This is a genomic window from Natronolimnohabitans innermongolicus JCM 12255 (genome assembly GCF_000337215.1).
GTDB classification, from domain to species: domain Archaea; phylum Halobacteriota; class Halobacteria; order Halobacteriales; family Natrialbaceae; genus Natronolimnohabitans; species Natronolimnohabitans innermongolicus.
Window position 1 is genome coordinate 41542 of sequence record NZ_AOHZ01000034.1, and the last position, 14525, is coordinate 56066.

Here is a 14525-nt window from a genome sequence, read left to right on the forward strand (position 1 = left end):
CCTAAAGCTGCTGCGCGCCATGGCGGTCCGGTTCGGTCGCCGTCCGCGACGGCGGCTCAGCGTCGGTCGCCGATCCCCACCGCGTCGACCACGTCGGCCGCCTGCTCCAGGTCCCGCTCGAAGAACGCCCGCCGCTCCCGGATCGTCGCTTCGTCCCACTCCCACCACTCGAGGTCCAGCAGTTCGGCTCGAACGTCGCGTGGGAATCGCCAGCCGATGCGGTCGGCGGGAACGCCGGCGACGATCGCGTACGGTTCGACGTCGTCGGTGACGACCGAACCGGCGCCGACGACGGCGCCGTCGCCGATGGTCACGCCCGCAAGAACCGTCGAGCGAAGCCCGGTCCAGACGTCGTTTCCGACCGTAATCGGCTCGTCGCCGGACGGCGGCAACTCCGCGTCGAGCACTTCCTCGTAGAGCCGGATCTGTTGGGACGGCTTCGACGTCCGGTGGCCCGTCTGCTGGAAGCACGTCTGGCGAGCGATCGCACAGTAGTTTCCGAGCTCGACGTCGCCGACCAGCGAGCAGTTGGGCTCGAGGTTCGTTCGGCGGCCGACCGTCACGTCGCCGCCGAGGACGCAGCCGCGGCTCAGCCGCGCGTGAGGGCCGACGTCGACGCGACCGCGGAGGAGACACCCTGCGGCGATTCGAGCCGACGGCGCGACGTCGAGGGCCGTCCCGTCGAGATACCGATCGGCCAGTCCGTGGGTCGCGGTCGGATAACCGAGTATCGACAGCGACCGTTCCAGGATGGTTTCGAGGGGCACTGTGGACTCGAGTCACGTTCCACGCCTAAAGCAATCGCTCAACTACACCGTAGTGTCAACGAGAAATTGTAATGAAAGACGATGCTACGGGCGACAACGAGCGGGTACAATGCCAGAGCGAGTCGTAACAGGGCGTTGACCGGACGAGAGCGAGACGTCACGCTCGGGAGAACGGATGGAGTGAAGTCGGAGTCGGCGCCGACGAAGGGCTGACGGTCACGCCCGGTGGACCGTCACCGACTCGAGGACGACGTCCTCGCGTGGGCAGTCGTTCGGACCGGTGTCGACGCTACCGATCTCGCGGACGGCGTCCATGCCAACGGAAGACTCGCTTGGCTCGTCTTCCGAGCCTCCGCTCGCAGTGCTCGCGGAGACGTCGACGACCGTGCCGAAGACGGAGTGGCGGTCGTCGAGGTGTGGCTGGGCGTCGAGCGTGATGAAAAACTGCGAGCCGTTCGTGTTCGGGCCGGAGTTGGCCATGCTCAGGACACCCGCATCGTCGTGGCGCAGCTCCGCGTGGAACTCGTCGTCGAACTGGTAGCCGGGACCGCCGCGACCGGTTTCGATCGGATCGCCCGTTTGATTGACCTCCTCCACGCCCTGAAGGACGTGGAATCCGACCATCGGATTTCCGCCGAGCGTGGCGTTCGAGGTTCCAACCCGCACTCAAGGGGAACCGGTAGCATCTCGGAAGACACAGCCTTCCGACGGTCCGCGAGAGCCAAGCTCTCGCTTGATACCGGAGGAACTCTCGTTTCCTCCCCTGTATAGGGCTGTGACCCGGTCAAACAGGCCCCGTCGAATACCATGTCATCGCCGTGCGAACCACCGCTGGTTCGCCACCCCTTGTGGTTCGGGGACGGCATCTNTGTTATGCAGGGCCACACCAAAACGGTTACGATGGAAATCCAGTTTGGCCATCGATGGCAGATGTCGAGCCGGGCCTACCGCTTGACCTGCGCCTGAAGACGGAGGTATGCGCTATCGGTCTGTATCATGAACTCCGCGATGACGCGGTGGAAGAGAAGGTCGTCGTAGAGGGGTTCGCCTTCGACCTCCTCGCCCGTCTCAGGGTCGATCCACGTCCTATTTCCCGTCGCCAATCCGACGAAGTTGTCGACGGTCCGCGGCGCGCGCTCGTCGTGGAGTTCGACTTCGATATCGCCGCGCGAGGTGTGGAGCGTGGCGTCCGGTCGGTCGCTCGCGTCGGCGGCACTCGAGTCACTCGCGTCGTCGCCGACGCTCGCACAGCCGGCGAGTGCGAGCGAGAGGCCGAGGCTCGAGGCGGACGCCAGTACCGCTCGTCTGGAGGGGCGAAGGGTGATACCACTCGTGGACGCGGCGACGAAATAACGGTGTCGAATCGGCGCGTCGCGGTCGCGTTACTCGTAGTCGACGGAGACCGACTCGAGGACGACGTCCTCGCGCGGCCGGTCGTTCGGGTCGGTGTCGACGCTGCCGATTTCGCGGACGACGTCCATCCCGTCGGTGACCTTGCCGAAGACGGAGTGGCGGTCGTCGAGGTGTGGCTGGGCGTCGAGCGTGATGAAGAACTGCGAGCCGTTCGTGTTCGGGCCGGAGTTGGCCATGCTCAGGACGCCCTCGTCGTCGTGGCGCAGCTCCTCGTGGAACTCGTCGTCGAACTGGTAGCCGGGACCGCCGCGGCCGGTCTCGGTCGGGTCGCCGCCCTGAATCATGAAGTCCTCGATGACGCGGTGGAACGCAACGTCGTCGTAGAGGGGCTCGCCTTCGATCTCCTCGCCCGTCTCGGGGTCCTCCCAGGTCTTGCCGCCGGTCGCGAGCCCGACGAAGTTGTCGACGGTCCGCGGCGCGCGCTCGTCGTAAAGTTCGACTTCAACGTCTCCCTTGTTCGTGTGGAGTGTCGCAGTAACGTCTCCCATACCCTCGCCGACGGCGGGCCGACGGAAAACGATAGTGGTCTCGAGTCGCGACGGGAGTTTCGTCGGTCGCTTCGAACCGTCGACGCCCGAGACGGTGCGGAGTGGCGATAGTCAGCCGCAGCTACATACCGCGGGACGTAGAACGAAACGCCATGAGCACCGGATCACACACGATCGAGGAGGTGACGCTCGCACGGCTGCCCTCCGGCGTCGATCTCTCGACGGCGATCCACCGCTACCACGGCGCCGAGGACGGGCCGACGCTGTACGTCCAGGCCGCCCAGCACGGCCGCGAGATCAACGGGACCGAGACGCTCCGACGGTTTCACGATCGGCTCCCGCTCGAGGAGTTGCGGGGGACGATCGTCGCGGTCCCCGTGGCGAATCCGCTGACGTTCGATCTCGTCTCCTACATCACCCCCGAGGAGTTCGACAGCGTCAATCCGAACATGAACCGGGTCTGGCCCGGCGACGACGAAGGGAGCCTCCACCAGCGCATGGCCGCCCGGCTCTGGGAGGAGAGCAAGGAAGCCGACGTCATCATCGACTTACACACCGGCAGTCCCGACATGCTCCCCCACGTCGTCTTCCGCGAGGGCGACGAGGCCGCCCGCGACCTCGCCGAGGCCTTCGGCACCGGGCTCTTGCTCTCCGAGGAGGCCGACGACGACGCCGCAGACGAGTGGCATCGCCGCGGTTTCGCCGGGAAGTTGCGGGTCGCCGCCGCCGAACACGGCATCCCGACGATCACCCCCGAACTCGCCTACAACAAGCAGATCCTCGAGGACGCCGTCGAGATCGGCGTCGACGGCTTGCTCGACGTCTGCCGGTATCTCGATATGCTCCCCGGCGAGGTTTCGGATCGCGACCAGACGCTCGCGCGAAACCACCTCGGACAGGTCACCGCGACGGAAGCCGGCCTCTTCCACCCGGACCCCTCGCTCGAGGTCGGACAGGAAATCGAAGCGGGCAAATGGCTCGGGACGGTGTACGAGCCGACGACGTACGAGCCGCTCCAGGAGGCGACGGCGGACCGCGACGGCATCCTCTATGCACTCACACAAGAGTCGACGGTGGTCGGCGGCGATCAACTCGCCAGCGTCGCGCTGATCCGGGAGGAGTGAGAAACGGCGCTCACGGCGACAGTCAGGCGAGCCCGACCAGCGAAAAACCAAACACCGACCCGGCGACGAGCGCCGCCGTCCAGGCGGCGAGTCCGACGGAGAGCCAGCCGATCACTCGTCCGGTGTCGTTGGAGACGACCGTAGCGAGCAGTGCCGTCAGGTGAATCCCCGCGAGTATCGGCCCTGCAAACGAGAGGCCGGCGAGTCCGTAGCGTTTCCAGAGCCGTTGCGCACGATCGTAGCGGTTGCTCGAGTTGCTCTCGCCGTCAGTTCGATGGGACCACCAGGCCGCGATTCGCTGCTGGGCCAGCACGATGATGCCGACGGCGGTGACGCTGCCGGTAAACGCGGCCAGTCCCGTGAGTATCGGATCGAGTCCGAGACCGATCGCCGCCGGAATAACGATGAACGGTTCGACCGCGGGGATCATCGCGAGCAGGAAGACCAGGAGGTAGCGGGCGAGACCGGGGGCTTCCTCGAGGGACGTGCCGACGTCGACGAAAACGGGAGCGAGAGTCGCGTCGGCAGGCATCGTGTTATAGTACAAATGGGAATATACTTGAAAATAGGTTTCGATTTCTCCGGCGCGGCGTCGGTCGAGATCGATCGAATCTCCGGGTCGACGGCTTGCAATCGGTCGACTCTTCCGCCGTTAGCAGGTGGAGAATCCACCGTCGACGACGAGTCCGTGACCGGTGACGAAGGAGGATTCGTCGCTGGCGAGGAAGAGAATCGAGTCGGCGATCTCTTCGGGCTTGCCCAGTCGCTTGAGCGGGTAGTCCGCAGCCATCGCCTCCTGGGCCGCTTCGGGGTCGTCCTGCGTCGCGAGGTACTGATCGAGCATCTGGGTCTCCGTGAATCCGGGACAGACCGCGTTCGCACGAACGCCGTAGGGACCGGCCTCTGCGGCGATCGTCCGGGTCATGTTGAGGACGGCGGCCTTGGTCGTCGAGTAGGCGGCCTGCTTCGGGAGGCCGAGGAGCGAGGCCAGCGAGCCGACGTTGACGATCGAGCCGTGGCCCTGCTCTTTCATGTGTGGTAGCGCCGCCGAACAGCCGTTCCAGACGCCCTTGATGTTGATGTCGATGACGAAATCCCGAATCTCGTCGTCGAGATCCTCCAGGCTGCCGCCGGGATGGCCCGTTCCCGCGTTGTTGATCATCACGTCGATGCCGTACTCATCGGCGACGGCGTCGACGACCTCGTCGAATCGCTCGCTGTCCGTCACGTCGAGTCGTCGGAACTCGGCGCTGCCCCCGTCGTCCTCGATGAGTTTGACGGTCTCTTCGCCGCCGTCGGCGTCGACGTCCGTAACGACGACGAACGCTCCCTCTTCGGCACACCGCGTCGCCGTTTCCCGACCGATCCCCGACGCTGCTCCCGTGATGACTACTGTCTTGTCTTCGAGTCGCATACCGACGGTTCGGACGGTGAACACATAAAGACGTTCATTATTTACAACTCGGTACGCTAGGTTGGTAACGATATTACCATAGTTTGCAACAGTGGTAACTCGAGAAGGACGAGACGTGGCCGCTCAGAAGTCTCGTAGTGCCTCGAGTACCGCCTCGGCGCTGCCATCAGCGATCGCGTCGCGAGCCTGCTCGAGGCCGTCCTCGAGGTCGTCGACGTCCTGTCGGGCATGCATGCGGAACGCGGCGTTGAGCGCGATGGCGTCGGCGAAGTGGTCGTCGCGCTCGCCCGCGAGGACCGCCTCGGTGATCGTCGCCGAGTCGGCGGTGACGTCGTCGACCTCGAGATCCTCGTTTTCCATCTCCATACCGTAGTCGGCGGTCTCGATCTCGTAGTCCTCGAGGTCCTCGCCGTCGTTCCACTCGGCGACCTTCGTGTAGCCGGGACGGATGTCGTCGTAGCCCTCCATTCCCTGGAAGAAGATCGCCCGCGAGTAGTCGAGTTCGTCGCTCTCGTGGATGAGATCGGTCATCTTCTTCGCGAACGCGAGGTGGTAGAACGAACCCAGGTGAACGTCGGCCTCGGCGGGGTTGGCGACGGTCTCGATGGTGTTGACGAACGTGCGGACGCCCATCTGATCGCGTCGCTCGTAGAGGTCCTGAATCCCGGGGTTGAACGCGGGCTGGTAGTAGAAGCCGAACCCGGTCTCGTCGACCATGTCGGCGCTCTCGGCTGGCTCGAGTTCCGTTCGGACGCCGAGGTCGTCCAGGACGTGTTTGTACGCGGTGGCTTTCTGCGTCGGGACGCGGTCTCCCGAGTGGACGACGATCGGAGTCCCCGCGGCGGCGGCGACGAGGCCGGCGCCGACGCCGAGCAGGGCCGAGGAGTGTTTGCCGTCGTAGTTCGCGCCGCAGTCGACGGGATCGGCGTCGGGCGCGGCGGTGACGACCGACTCCTCCCGCATGACGTCCGTGTAGCCCGCTAACTCTTCGGGGGTGTTTCGCTTCCAGCGGTTGGCCAGCCAGAACGCGCCGAGGGTAGTCTCGTCGGGTTCGCCCGCCAGAATGCGCTGGAACGCCTCTCGAGCCTGGTCTCGAGTCATGTCGTCGGCCGATTTGGGACCGGAACCGACGATCTCCGTCATGAGCCGCTTGAGCGGCCACTCACCGAACTCCTGGGATGCCTGCGCCATACGCGAGTCTTCGGACGGACCGTGCAAAAGCCTCCCGCTTCCGGCGACGGCGGCGGTCGAGGCGAACGAAGCACCGACGGTTCGGACCGCTGTTTTCGGACCGTCGCTGTTCCGGACTTCCGACCGCTGTTTCGGACCGGCCATCTGACGCGCGGTGGCGCGTGCTGTGGTCCAGCCGAACGCCAGTGAGGCTGGACGACGACGGCGCGCGAGGGGTGAGGACCGCAGCGTTCCGACGCGGCGGAACGCGCCGCGAGGACGCGCGGACCGCAATCGGTTGGGGAGGGTGTGGAAATCCTCGCGTCCACGGTAGCAGCGGCGGCTCGTTTCGACTGCCAGCCACACGAACACCGCGATCGGTCCCGCTCGAGGCGTGCTGAATCGGACTCGAGACGTGCTGAATCGGACTCGAGGCGTGCTGAATCGGACTCGAGACGTGCTGAATCGGACTCGAGACGTGCTGAATCGGACTCGAGACGTGCTGAATCAGACGGTGAGTTCCGTGTCCGGTACGGAAACGAAATCGCGCGGCCGAGGACGTACCTCCGTAACCAGAACGAACCCTCGAGACCGGGACAAAGTCCCGGGCCGGGACGAAATACCGGGGCCGGAACGAAATCACAGGACCTGGACGAAACCCCCGGACCAGACCGAGCCGCACAGCTACCGCCACCACTCGCTACGGCTCGCGACTGCCGATCGCTACAACTCGATCGCCATCATCACCTCGTCGATGTACTCCTCGTCGAGCTTGTAGTGATCCTCGCGGACGGCTTCCGTCGTCCAGCCGCGCTCTTCGAAGAACTCGATCGCCGCCTCGTTCGTCGAGGGAACGCTCTGATAGACCTTCTCGTGGTCCTGGGAACGCACCCACTCGAGCGTGCGGTCGAGCAGTTCGCTGCCGATCCCCAGCCCGCGGTAGCCCTCGAGGACCCCCACGGTGAGTTCCGCGGTGTGGCTGAGCTTCTCGAGGTGGGGCACGTGCAGGTGGGCCCAGCCGACGACGTCGCCCTCGACGGTCGCGACGAAGAACATCCGCGACTCGAACTCGTTGTGCCGCAGGAGGACGTCCTCGTGGTCGAGTTCGTCCGCGACCGTCTCGGCTTCGATGTAGGTCATCTCCTCGACGACCTGGCGCATCGCGCCGACGATGCCCGAGAGATCCTCCTGTCTGGCCGGTCGAATCGTGACGTCGACGTCCTCGATCGTAAACTCCTCGCGGTCCGTTTCGGTGTCGATCGCGATCCGCAGCGTCCCGTCGTCGTCCTCCTCGAGGTAGCCGTCGCGTTTGAGCAACGCGACGTTGTGTCGATACGCCCGCGAGTACAGCGGCTCACCGGGCGGATCGGCCGGGAACAGTTCGTCCCGCGCCCGCTCGCGATCGACCGCGCCGTGGGCTTCGACGTACTCGTAGATCTGTGCCCGTTCGTCGCCCTCGATCGAGATCGGCTCGGTGAGCACCATGTTCTGTGGTAACTACACCCACAGTAATAACCGTTTCAATAGTTCGAAACGAGAGAGTGTTCGATCGTCGAGACAGTCGAGTCGTCGTTCGAACGCCGCCTCGAGGAACCTCGAGCGACGACCGACGCAACCGGGACCCGAAAACCATACGGTGGCCTTCTCCCTAGGCACACCAATGAGCAGCCTCTCGGGGGACTGGCGCGAGGGCATCGACGACGTCGATGCGGCCATCATCGACGGCTATCAAAGCGACGTCCCCGTCGAGGAACGACCGTTCCGACGTATCGGCGACGAACTCGGGATCGACGAGGACGACGCCGTCGCGCGCGTCCGCCGACTCCACGAGGCGGGAATCGTCCGTCGCTTCGGCGCCGTTCTCAATCCGCCGGTGATCGGCTCCTCGACGCTGGCGGCCGTCCAGGCGCCCGCGGACCGCTTCGACGAGATCGCGGCGATCATCAACGAGTACCGACAGGTCAACCACAACTACGCCCGCGACCACGCCTGGAACATGTGGTTCGTCGTCACCGCCGGCGACCGCGAAACGCGCGACGACATCCTCGCCGAAATCGAGGACCGAACCGGCTGTGACGTGTTGAACCTGCCGATGCTAACCGACTACTACATCGACCTCGAGTTCCCGGTCGTCAACGCGGATCGGTTCGCGCGCGAATCGTTAGACGAAGCCATCGACGCCTCCGCGACCCGGATCAGCGAGGAGGCCGCCGGCGACCTCTCGGCGTTCGACGCCGATCTCTTACTCGAGATTCAGGACGGCTTTCCGATCTCGACGACACCCTACCGGGACGTTGCCGAGCGACTCGAGGGCGACGTCGGCGACGTCATCGCGAGCGTCGACCGACTGCTCGAGAACGGCTGCATCAAGCGCGTCGGCTGCGTGATCAACCACGTCGTCACGGGCTTCGACGCGAACTGCATGGTCGTCTGGGACGTGCCGGACGACCAACTCGACGAGTGGGGCGAACGCGCGGGCGGGCTTCCGTACGTGACGCTCTGTTATCACCGTCCGCGCCGTCCCGACCAGGAGTGGCCGTACAATCTGTTTACGATGATCCACGGTCGCGATTCCGACGCCGTCGACGCCAAGATCGACGAACTGACGGCCGACTATCTGCCGGTCGACCACGAGCGACTGTACTCGACGGAGACGCTGAAGCAGACGGGAGCGCAGTACGAGGAACTGGTCGGTCAGTGACGGCAGCGACGGTGGTGACTCACGAAGTGCCATCGCGTTCGTGGAGTGCGACCGCGTTCACGGGTTCCACCCCGGGTGTCGAGTGAAATCGGTGACGGATGCTCACCCCAGGTGTCGAGTGAAACGCTCTCGAGCAGGTACCCCGGGTGTCGAATGAAATCGGTGACGGATGCTCACACCAGGTGTCGAGTGAAACACTCTCGAGCAGGCACCCCAGGTGTCGAATGAAATAGGCGAATTCCTCGAGCGAAACGGACCCTTCCACCCACTGACGAATCCGACGCCCCAGGTGTCGAGTGAAATCAGGTAGCCGGTTCGTTGGACCCGCAACGGGAACCGCGGTTACGTACCGACCGTCTCACTCGTACCCCGGGTGTCGAGTGAAATCGGCCGCTGTGTCGGCGGGCGGAATCTCACTTTCTGCCGACAGCACACACCGACCGTTCTGCCAACGGAACACAATCGGCTTTTCCGTCGACAGGGACTACCCAACCGCAGCGGCGAATCGAGCGGATTTTCCGGCGAATCCACCACCCCACATGTCGAGTGTAGTCTCGCAAAATAGCACGCTACAGGCCCTGCAGTTGGCGTTTTGTAATACCGACACACCGGATGCCGAGTGAAAACTATCCACACAGCCAGCATGCGGACGTACTCCCAGCACGCGAACTCACCCCCAGCACGCGAACTCACCCCCAGCACGCGAACTCACCCCCAGCACGCGAACTCACCCCCAACACGCGAACTCGCTTTCGAGACGACGGTATGGGCAGCGGACCCTCGAGACCGATACCCCGGGTGTCGAGTGTAATCTGCGTCGACGGTTGCCCCAGAGCGGTCTCGATACCCCGGGTGTCGAATGAAATCCGATCCGAGAATCGATCATCACCGCTCACTCGAGTTCCGAGAACCGGTCGTCGTTGTGGATAACCGCCTGCACGACGGACGGATCCTCGAGCAGGTAGTAGTAATTGGTCACGCCGCTGCTGTAGCCGCGGCCGACTCGTTCGGTTCGGCCGAGGATGTCGAGAAAAACCTGCTCGTCGAGTTTGTCGCTCATCCGCCGCTGCGAGAGCGTTTCGATCCCGAGGGCGCTGTCCGAGGTGATGTTCTTGTACATCTCGTACACCTCGCGCGTGGCGAACTCCTCCCGATCGCTGTGGCGGCCCGCGAGCAACGACAGCGCGTAGACGGACGCCTTGATCTGGGTCGGCTGCCCCTCGAGCAGCTGGGAAAAGCGGTCGATGTCGGCTTTCTCTCGAGCGTCGCGGACGTGGGATTCAGAGACTTCGTCGGCGTCTTCGTCTTTCGCGAGTTCGCCGGCGTTGCGGAGGATGTCGAGCGCTTTTCTCGCGTCGCCGTGTTCCTGGGCCGCGAACGCGGCGCTCAGCGGGATGACGTCGTCCGAGAGCACGCCGTCCCGGAAGGCGTCCGCGCGGTTGTACATGATCTCGCGGAGCTGGTTGGCATCGTAGGGCGGAAACACGAACTCGCGATCCTGGAGACTGCTGAGGATCCGTTCGTCGAGCGATTGCTTGAACGAGATCTTGTTGCTGATCGCGATGATCCCCACCTTACAGGAGTCTAACTTGCCGGCCTCCCCCGCGCGGGACAGTTGCATGAGAATCTCGTTGTCCTGCAGTTTGTCGATCTCGTCGAGAATGATGATCGCCACGTCGTAGAGTCGGTCGAGGATCGACCAGAACCGCTCGTAGTAGACGTCGGTCGAGAGACCGGTGACGGGGATACTGATCCCGGTCCGTTCGGGATCGTTCAGCTCCTGTGCCAGATTGATCACGACGCGCGTCTCGGTCTTCGTCTGCGTACAATCGATGTAGGCTCTGCCCATCTCCGTTCCGTTCTCGATCGAGTACTGCTGGGCGCTCCTGGTGACGTGTTTGGCCACGAGCGACTTTCCGGTTCCCGTCTTTCCGTAGACGAGCGTGTTTCGCGGCGACTGCCCCTTTACCGCGGGGTGAATACTCGAGGCGACGTTCTGGATCTCGCTGTCCCTGCCGATAATTCGGTCCTCGTTCGGCACGAGGTCGATATCGAGGAGTTCCTTGCGCTTGAAGATCGGATCCTCCGTGGCCCAGAAATCCTCCAGGGATCCGTTTTCGTGATCGGCGTCCTCGCTCATATACGAGGCGTCCCACCGGGATTACATATAGACCGGTGATCGAGGACGACCGACCGTCGGGTGTAGGATGCGAAAATAACCCCTTCTGAGAGGTATGTAGGTGATATAACAAACGATGAATGAGACCCACCGTCGAATGAAACCGGGGGACTGCGGTTGTGTGATGAACACTCGGACACCCCGGGTGTCGAGTGAAATCGGTCGCTGGGGTGTCGGAGTGCCCTTCCTCGAGCGGACCGCAGTTCGATTCTCGTTGACCTGACTGCAGTCCGATTCTCGCTGGCCAGATCACGGTCCGATTCCGCTGAACTGGCTTTGTTGAAATCCTTCCAGTCAGATACGAACTCCGTGCTGAATACACAGCGCGTATCGGTCACTGATATCTCAGCCGTTGGTGAGAAGACGAATTGGTAGAGACAGAGGAACAAGATACTGCGTCGGATCTTAGCGTTGTGATTCGCGGAGGATCAGCGGCTCGATGGCAAGTGTCCGTTTTGCTATGGTGACGATGCGAAGGACGTACGAGACGAACAGCATGAATGGAACGAGCGTCACCGCAAACGCACCGCCCACGACGAGGATGATGTGATCGAGACCGAGTGTGCTTCCTGGGAACGTCCCCGCATCGACGATTCCGACCATGATACCCGCAACGGTCAATGCCGGGACTGCAGCATAGAGAATCATCTGAGACAAGTCGATGAGTGCCCACTGGAAGTACAGCGTCTTGACGTGTTCGCGCGCCGGACCAAACAGAGACAGCGCTGTTTTGAGGTCGTCAAGTAAGCCGCGTTCTTCCTCATTGAGGCTCTCTTCGTATTCGTTCCCGAGACGTTCAACTTGGAATATTTTCCAACTATAATTGAAATTTAGTGCAGCGAATAACACATCGAACGAGCCGAATTGCGCATCCTCAAGTTGGTCATGCACCGTGTCAGCGTTCCCAGTGACGCTTTCAGCGAATTCATCGACTTCTTCTCGAAGGTTCTCGTTATCATTCTTGTCAATGGACTCTCGAAGGGCCGTCGCCCGTTGTGCCGTGATCCCGATGATCTGCCGGAGGAATTCGGATGGATCGGCAGGACTCGGAGATCCGATTAATTCTTCAGTAAAGTCCCGGACATCCATCGAACTGGACATACGCTCGCGTTGATCGCCGAGCGGACCGTTCTCTTGGGAGAGGACGAGTTGACCGATCGTGACGACGAGTGTCGTCCCAGTCACGATGACCGTAATCATCGTTGAGAACATCGTGTTGATCATGTTACCGGACTCGATTTGCTGTGAAAACGGTGGATCAAGGACAGCAACGGCGATGACGAATGCGACGAACACGGCACTGGTCAAGATGCTGGAGACGAGAAGACGGTTCGCGCGCAGCATCAACCAGAGTTTAATCCTACTCTCGCCTGAGCGCTCACGCATCGTATTGGCCGTACTGATATCGGTCTCGTCAGTCATACTGGCTCATCCGATTGGGCAGGTCGCTTGAAAACGAGGTACTTGGTGCCGCCTCCTTCGTAGTCGATTGTCTCCACAAACTCCCAGCCTTCTGCACCGAGTTGATTCAATTCTGCTTTCGGATCCTCTGCTTCTTTTTGGCTCTCATCGCGCGGTGGGCAAAGCGTCTCGTACTCCCAGCGGATCGCCTCTGATTCGGACATCACTACTAGTAGGTACTACAGCCCTCTATATCCCGCTCCACTACCGAGACTGTACGTTATACGGAGAACGAATTTATCGGTTCTCTTTCCAGTCGTCCGGGTCCCCTTCACGGAACTCACCCTTAGCATGGCGCTCGTGGGGCCAGAAGGTGACGCCCAGCAGTACGACGTAGAACACACCCACAACGGCAACCACAGCAATCCCGGGGATACGGGCGATTTCAGCGGTTGTCAGCCAGTCCTGGCGCGGTGCGAACGCTGTAATCCTGAAGACCCACGCGACCAAGAGGACACTGAGCAGAGCAAGGTACACACGCCGGAGCCGGTTTGCGAGTGCTTCGTATACCGAGACTTTCAGCGTCGGCCTGCGATAGTCCCTGCTCAGTTCCGCTCGCCAGTCGTGACTTTCAACGCCTTGGGACGGATCGAGGGCGTTTGCGAACAGGTTCTCTTGGATGATTCGAGCACGAGAGCGAAAGACGTCGTAGTCCCGGTACCGCCGTGCTTCGATGCCCAGAAAGATGGTGACGATAAGGATCCCGACCAGCAAGATATAGTGTGGGTTATCGGGACTCGAAAACGCCCACGTCAAGATTGCCGCCATCAGCGTCACCGCCCACGTCGTTGTCTCGTCAAGGCGCTCCCGCCACGTCCCCACTCGGTCTATCTCTCCGCGATAGACATGGGCCATCACCGAACCGAGTCCCGTACTGTCGTCAACCATTTCACGACCGATCTCCCGTTGATCTGGTGCTGTTGGGTCGAACTCGTCGCTATTCGAATCGGTCATAGAGGAGAGACATCTCCTCGCTCCATAAGAAGTTATGGTGACAGCGTAATCTGAGTGTCATGTACTGGAGAACATCGAACAGTTCGCATATGTAGTTGCCGTTCAATACAGGTGAAACAGTGAACGCCGTCCCCTCTCACTCACGAAGGAGTACAACGGTCTCTTCCTTTTGCTGGTCGATCAACAGTTCGAGCAAGGGCCTCATCTCGTCGAACCGTGGACCTTTCGTTACGACGTGGGCGTCTCGGTCCCACTCGATGAAACCGTAGTCGGCCAATTTGGGAAGATGAACGTGGTGCAACCGAAGGAGTTCCTCGTCCACTCCTGGAACCGTTCGGGAGCTGGACAGGTGTTGTTGGAAGAGATTTTCGTCAGCGTTAGCGATCTCCTGTGACTTTCCAGAGAGCTCCGGAACGTGGTACGGGTTGTGGGTTACTAACTCGACTAACAACTGGCGTCGGCGGCTGTCAGCCAAAGCGTCAAACGATCCATCATTATCGATCATCCTGGTCTCCTCGATATGTATTCGTCGTCAATCCCATTAACTATAGAACATTTTAACGAGCGGTTGTTGTTTTGATTAACTGAGTGAGTAAACAAGGTGCGATCCGTACGCACATGTAGTTGCCGTTCAGTACAGGGCAACGAGTGTGCACCCACCGCGAGCGACCGAAGGGAGCGAGCGGGCCGACGACCGACCCGTAGGGGAGGGAGGAGTGCTTTTCATCAACGTTTTGCCGAGTGCGGTCGCTTCGCGACCGCACGCAGAGCAAAACGTTGGCAGGTCTACTGAACGGTTGATTCGCCTGATTATACGTGAAGCAAACGATGCTGCCGTGCTGCATGCATCCTCT

The 14525-nt window shown here is 62.0% G+C and carries 13 protein-coding genes and 2 pseudogenes; 2 read left to right on the top strand and 13 right to left on the bottom strand.

What is annotated here, in order from left to right:
* Window positions 1–56: 56 nt before the first annotated feature.
* The 4 genes and pseudogenes from C493_RS06535 to C493_RS06555 form a co-directional block, all read right to left on the bottom strand.
* Window positions 57–767, bottom strand: coding sequence for a CatB-related O-acetyltransferase (locus C493_RS06535; protein ID WP_007258632.1), 711 nt, complete (start codon window positions 765–767; stop codon window positions 57–59).
* Between the two features lie 216 nt (window positions 768–983).
* Window positions 984–1349 (bottom strand): annotated as a pseudogene (locus C493_RS06540) (peptidylprolyl isomerase); the annotation flags it as partial.
* A 407-nt stretch (window positions 1350–1756) separates the two neighbouring features.
* Window positions 1757–2062: pseudogene (locus C493_RS22095) on the bottom strand (peptidylprolyl isomerase); the annotation flags it as partial.
* Between the two features lie 87 nt (window positions 2063–2149).
* Window positions 2150–2668, bottom strand: coding sequence for a peptidylprolyl isomerase (locus C493_RS06555; RefSeq protein WP_007258635.1), 519 nt, complete (start codon window positions 2666–2668; stop codon window positions 2150–2152).
* A gap of 152 nt (window positions 2669–2820) precedes the next feature.
* Here C493_RS06555 and C493_RS06560 point away from each other — a divergent pair, with 152 nt between their 5' ends.
* Window positions 2821–3792: a succinylglutamate desuccinylase/aspartoacylase family protein gene (locus C493_RS06560; protein WP_007258636.1), complete on the top strand. Its 972-nt coding sequence runs from the start codon at window positions 2821–2823 to the stop codon at window positions 3790–3792.
* Window positions 3793–3814: 22 nt separating this feature from the next.
* Here the strand turns inward: C493_RS06560 and C493_RS06565 are convergent, their stop codons facing one another.
* The 4 genes from C493_RS06565 to C493_RS06580 form a co-directional block, all read right to left on the bottom strand.
* Complete coding sequence (locus C493_RS06565) at window positions 3815–4324, bottom strand: small multi-drug export protein (RefSeq protein ID WP_007258637.1); 510 nt, start codon at window positions 4322–4324, stop codon at window positions 3815–3817.
* Between the two features lie 120 nt (window positions 4325–4444).
* Window positions 4445–5206, bottom strand: coding sequence for an SDR family NAD(P)-dependent oxidoreductase (locus tag C493_RS06570; RefSeq protein WP_049889187.1), 762 nt, complete (start codon window positions 5204–5206; stop codon window positions 4445–4447).
* Window positions 5207–5329: 123 nt separating this feature from the next.
* Window positions 5330–6397 (bottom strand): anthranilate phosphoribosyltransferase, encoded by a 1068-nt coding sequence (locus C493_RS06575; protein ID WP_007258639.1) that lies wholly within the window; start codon window positions 6395–6397, stop codon window positions 5330–5332.
* A gap of 702 nt (window positions 6398–7099) precedes the next feature.
* Window positions 7100–7861: a GNAT family N-acetyltransferase gene (locus tag C493_RS06580; protein ID WP_007258640.1), complete on the bottom strand. Its 762-nt coding sequence runs from the start codon at window positions 7859–7861 to the stop codon at window positions 7100–7102.
* Between the two features lie 175 nt (window positions 7862–8036).
* Here C493_RS06580 and ahbB point away from each other — a divergent pair, with 175 nt between their 5' ends.
* The gene (ahbB, locus tag C493_RS06585) at window positions 8037–9077 is read left to right on the top strand and encodes a siroheme decarboxylase subunit beta (protein ID WP_007258641.1); all 1041 of its coding nucleotides are present in this window, start codon (window positions 8037–8039) and stop codon (window positions 9075–9077) included.
* 892 nt (window positions 9078–9969) lie between these two features.
* Here ahbB and C493_RS06590 read toward each other — a convergent pair.
* From C493_RS06590 to C493_RS06605, 5 genes are all read right to left on the bottom strand, one after another.
* Window positions 9970–11217 (bottom strand): Cdc6/Cdc18 family protein, encoded by a 1248-nt coding sequence (locus tag C493_RS06590; RefSeq protein WP_007258642.1) that lies wholly within the window; start codon window positions 11215–11217, stop codon window positions 9970–9972.
* Window positions 11218–11661: 444 nt separating this feature from the next.
* On the bottom strand, window positions 11662–12678 hold the full coding sequence (locus C493_RS06595) for a hypothetical protein (RefSeq protein WP_007258643.1): 1017 nt from the start codon (window positions 12676–12678) through the stop codon (window positions 11662–11664).
* Window positions 12675–12881, bottom strand: coding sequence for a DUF4177 domain-containing protein (locus C493_RS22105; protein WP_006671271.1), 207 nt, complete (start codon window positions 12879–12881; stop codon window positions 12675–12677). Before C493_RS22105 ends, C493_RS06595 begins: the two co-directional genes overlap by 4 nt.
* A 73-nt stretch (window positions 12882–12954) precedes the next feature.
* Complete coding sequence (locus C493_RS06600; RefSeq protein WP_007258644.1) at window positions 12955–13671, bottom strand: DUF2270 domain-containing protein; 717 nt, start codon at window positions 13669–13671, stop codon at window positions 12955–12957.
* 136 nt (window positions 13672–13807) lie between these two features.
* Window positions 13808–14176: a DUF7344 domain-containing protein gene (locus C493_RS06605; protein ID WP_007258645.1), complete on the bottom strand. Its 369-nt coding sequence runs from the start codon at window positions 14174–14176 to the stop codon at window positions 13808–13810.
* Window positions 14177–14525 lie beyond the last annotated feature (349 nt).

Bases quoted from the DNA above. Each gene is read 5' to 3' on its own strand.
- C493_RS06565 (WP_007258637.1), bottom strand. From the start codon at position 4,324: ATGCCTGCCGACGCGACTCTCGCTCCCGTTTTCGTCGACGTCGGCACG.
- C493_RS06595 (WP_007258643.1), bottom strand. From the start codon at position 12,678: ATGACTGACGAGACCGATATCAGTACGGCCAATACGATGCGTGAGCGC.
- C493_RS06580 (WP_007258640.1), bottom strand. From the start codon at position 7,861: ATGGTGCTCACCGAGCCGATCTCGATCGAGGGCGACGAACGGGCACAG.
- C493_RS06560 (WP_007258636.1), top strand. From the start codon at position 2,821: ATGAGCACCGGATCACACACGATCGAGGAGGTGACGCTCGCACGGCTG.
- C493_RS22105 (WP_006671271.1), bottom strand. From the start codon at position 12,881: ATGTCCGAATCAGAGGCGATCCGCTGGGAGTACGAGACGCTTTGCCCA.
- C493_RS06605 (WP_007258645.1), bottom strand. From the start codon at position 14,176: ATGATCGATAATGATGGATCGTTTGACGCTTTGGCTGACAGCCGCCGA.
- C493_RS06575 (WP_007258639.1), bottom strand. From the start codon at position 6,397: ATGGCGCAGGCATCCCAGGAGTTCGGTGAGTGGCCGCTCAAGCGGCTC.
- C493_RS06570 (WP_049889187.1), bottom strand. From the start codon at position 5,206: ATGCGACTCGAAGACAAGACAGTAGTCATCACGGGAGCAGCGTCGGGG.
- C493_RS06555 (WP_007258635.1), bottom strand. From the start codon at position 2,668: ATGGGAGACGTTACTGCGACACTCCACACGAACAAGGGAGACGTTGAA.
- C493_RS06600 (WP_007258644.1), bottom strand. From the start codon at position 13,671: ATGACCGATTCGAATAGCGACGAGTTCGACCCAACAGCACCAGATCAA.
- ahbB (WP_007258641.1), top strand. From the start codon at position 8,037: ATGAGCAGCCTCTCGGGGGACTGGCGCGAGGGCATCGACGACGTCGAT.
- C493_RS06590 (WP_007258642.1), bottom strand. From the start codon at position 11,217: ATGAGCGAGGACGCCGATCACGAAAACGGATCCCTGGAGGATTTCTGG.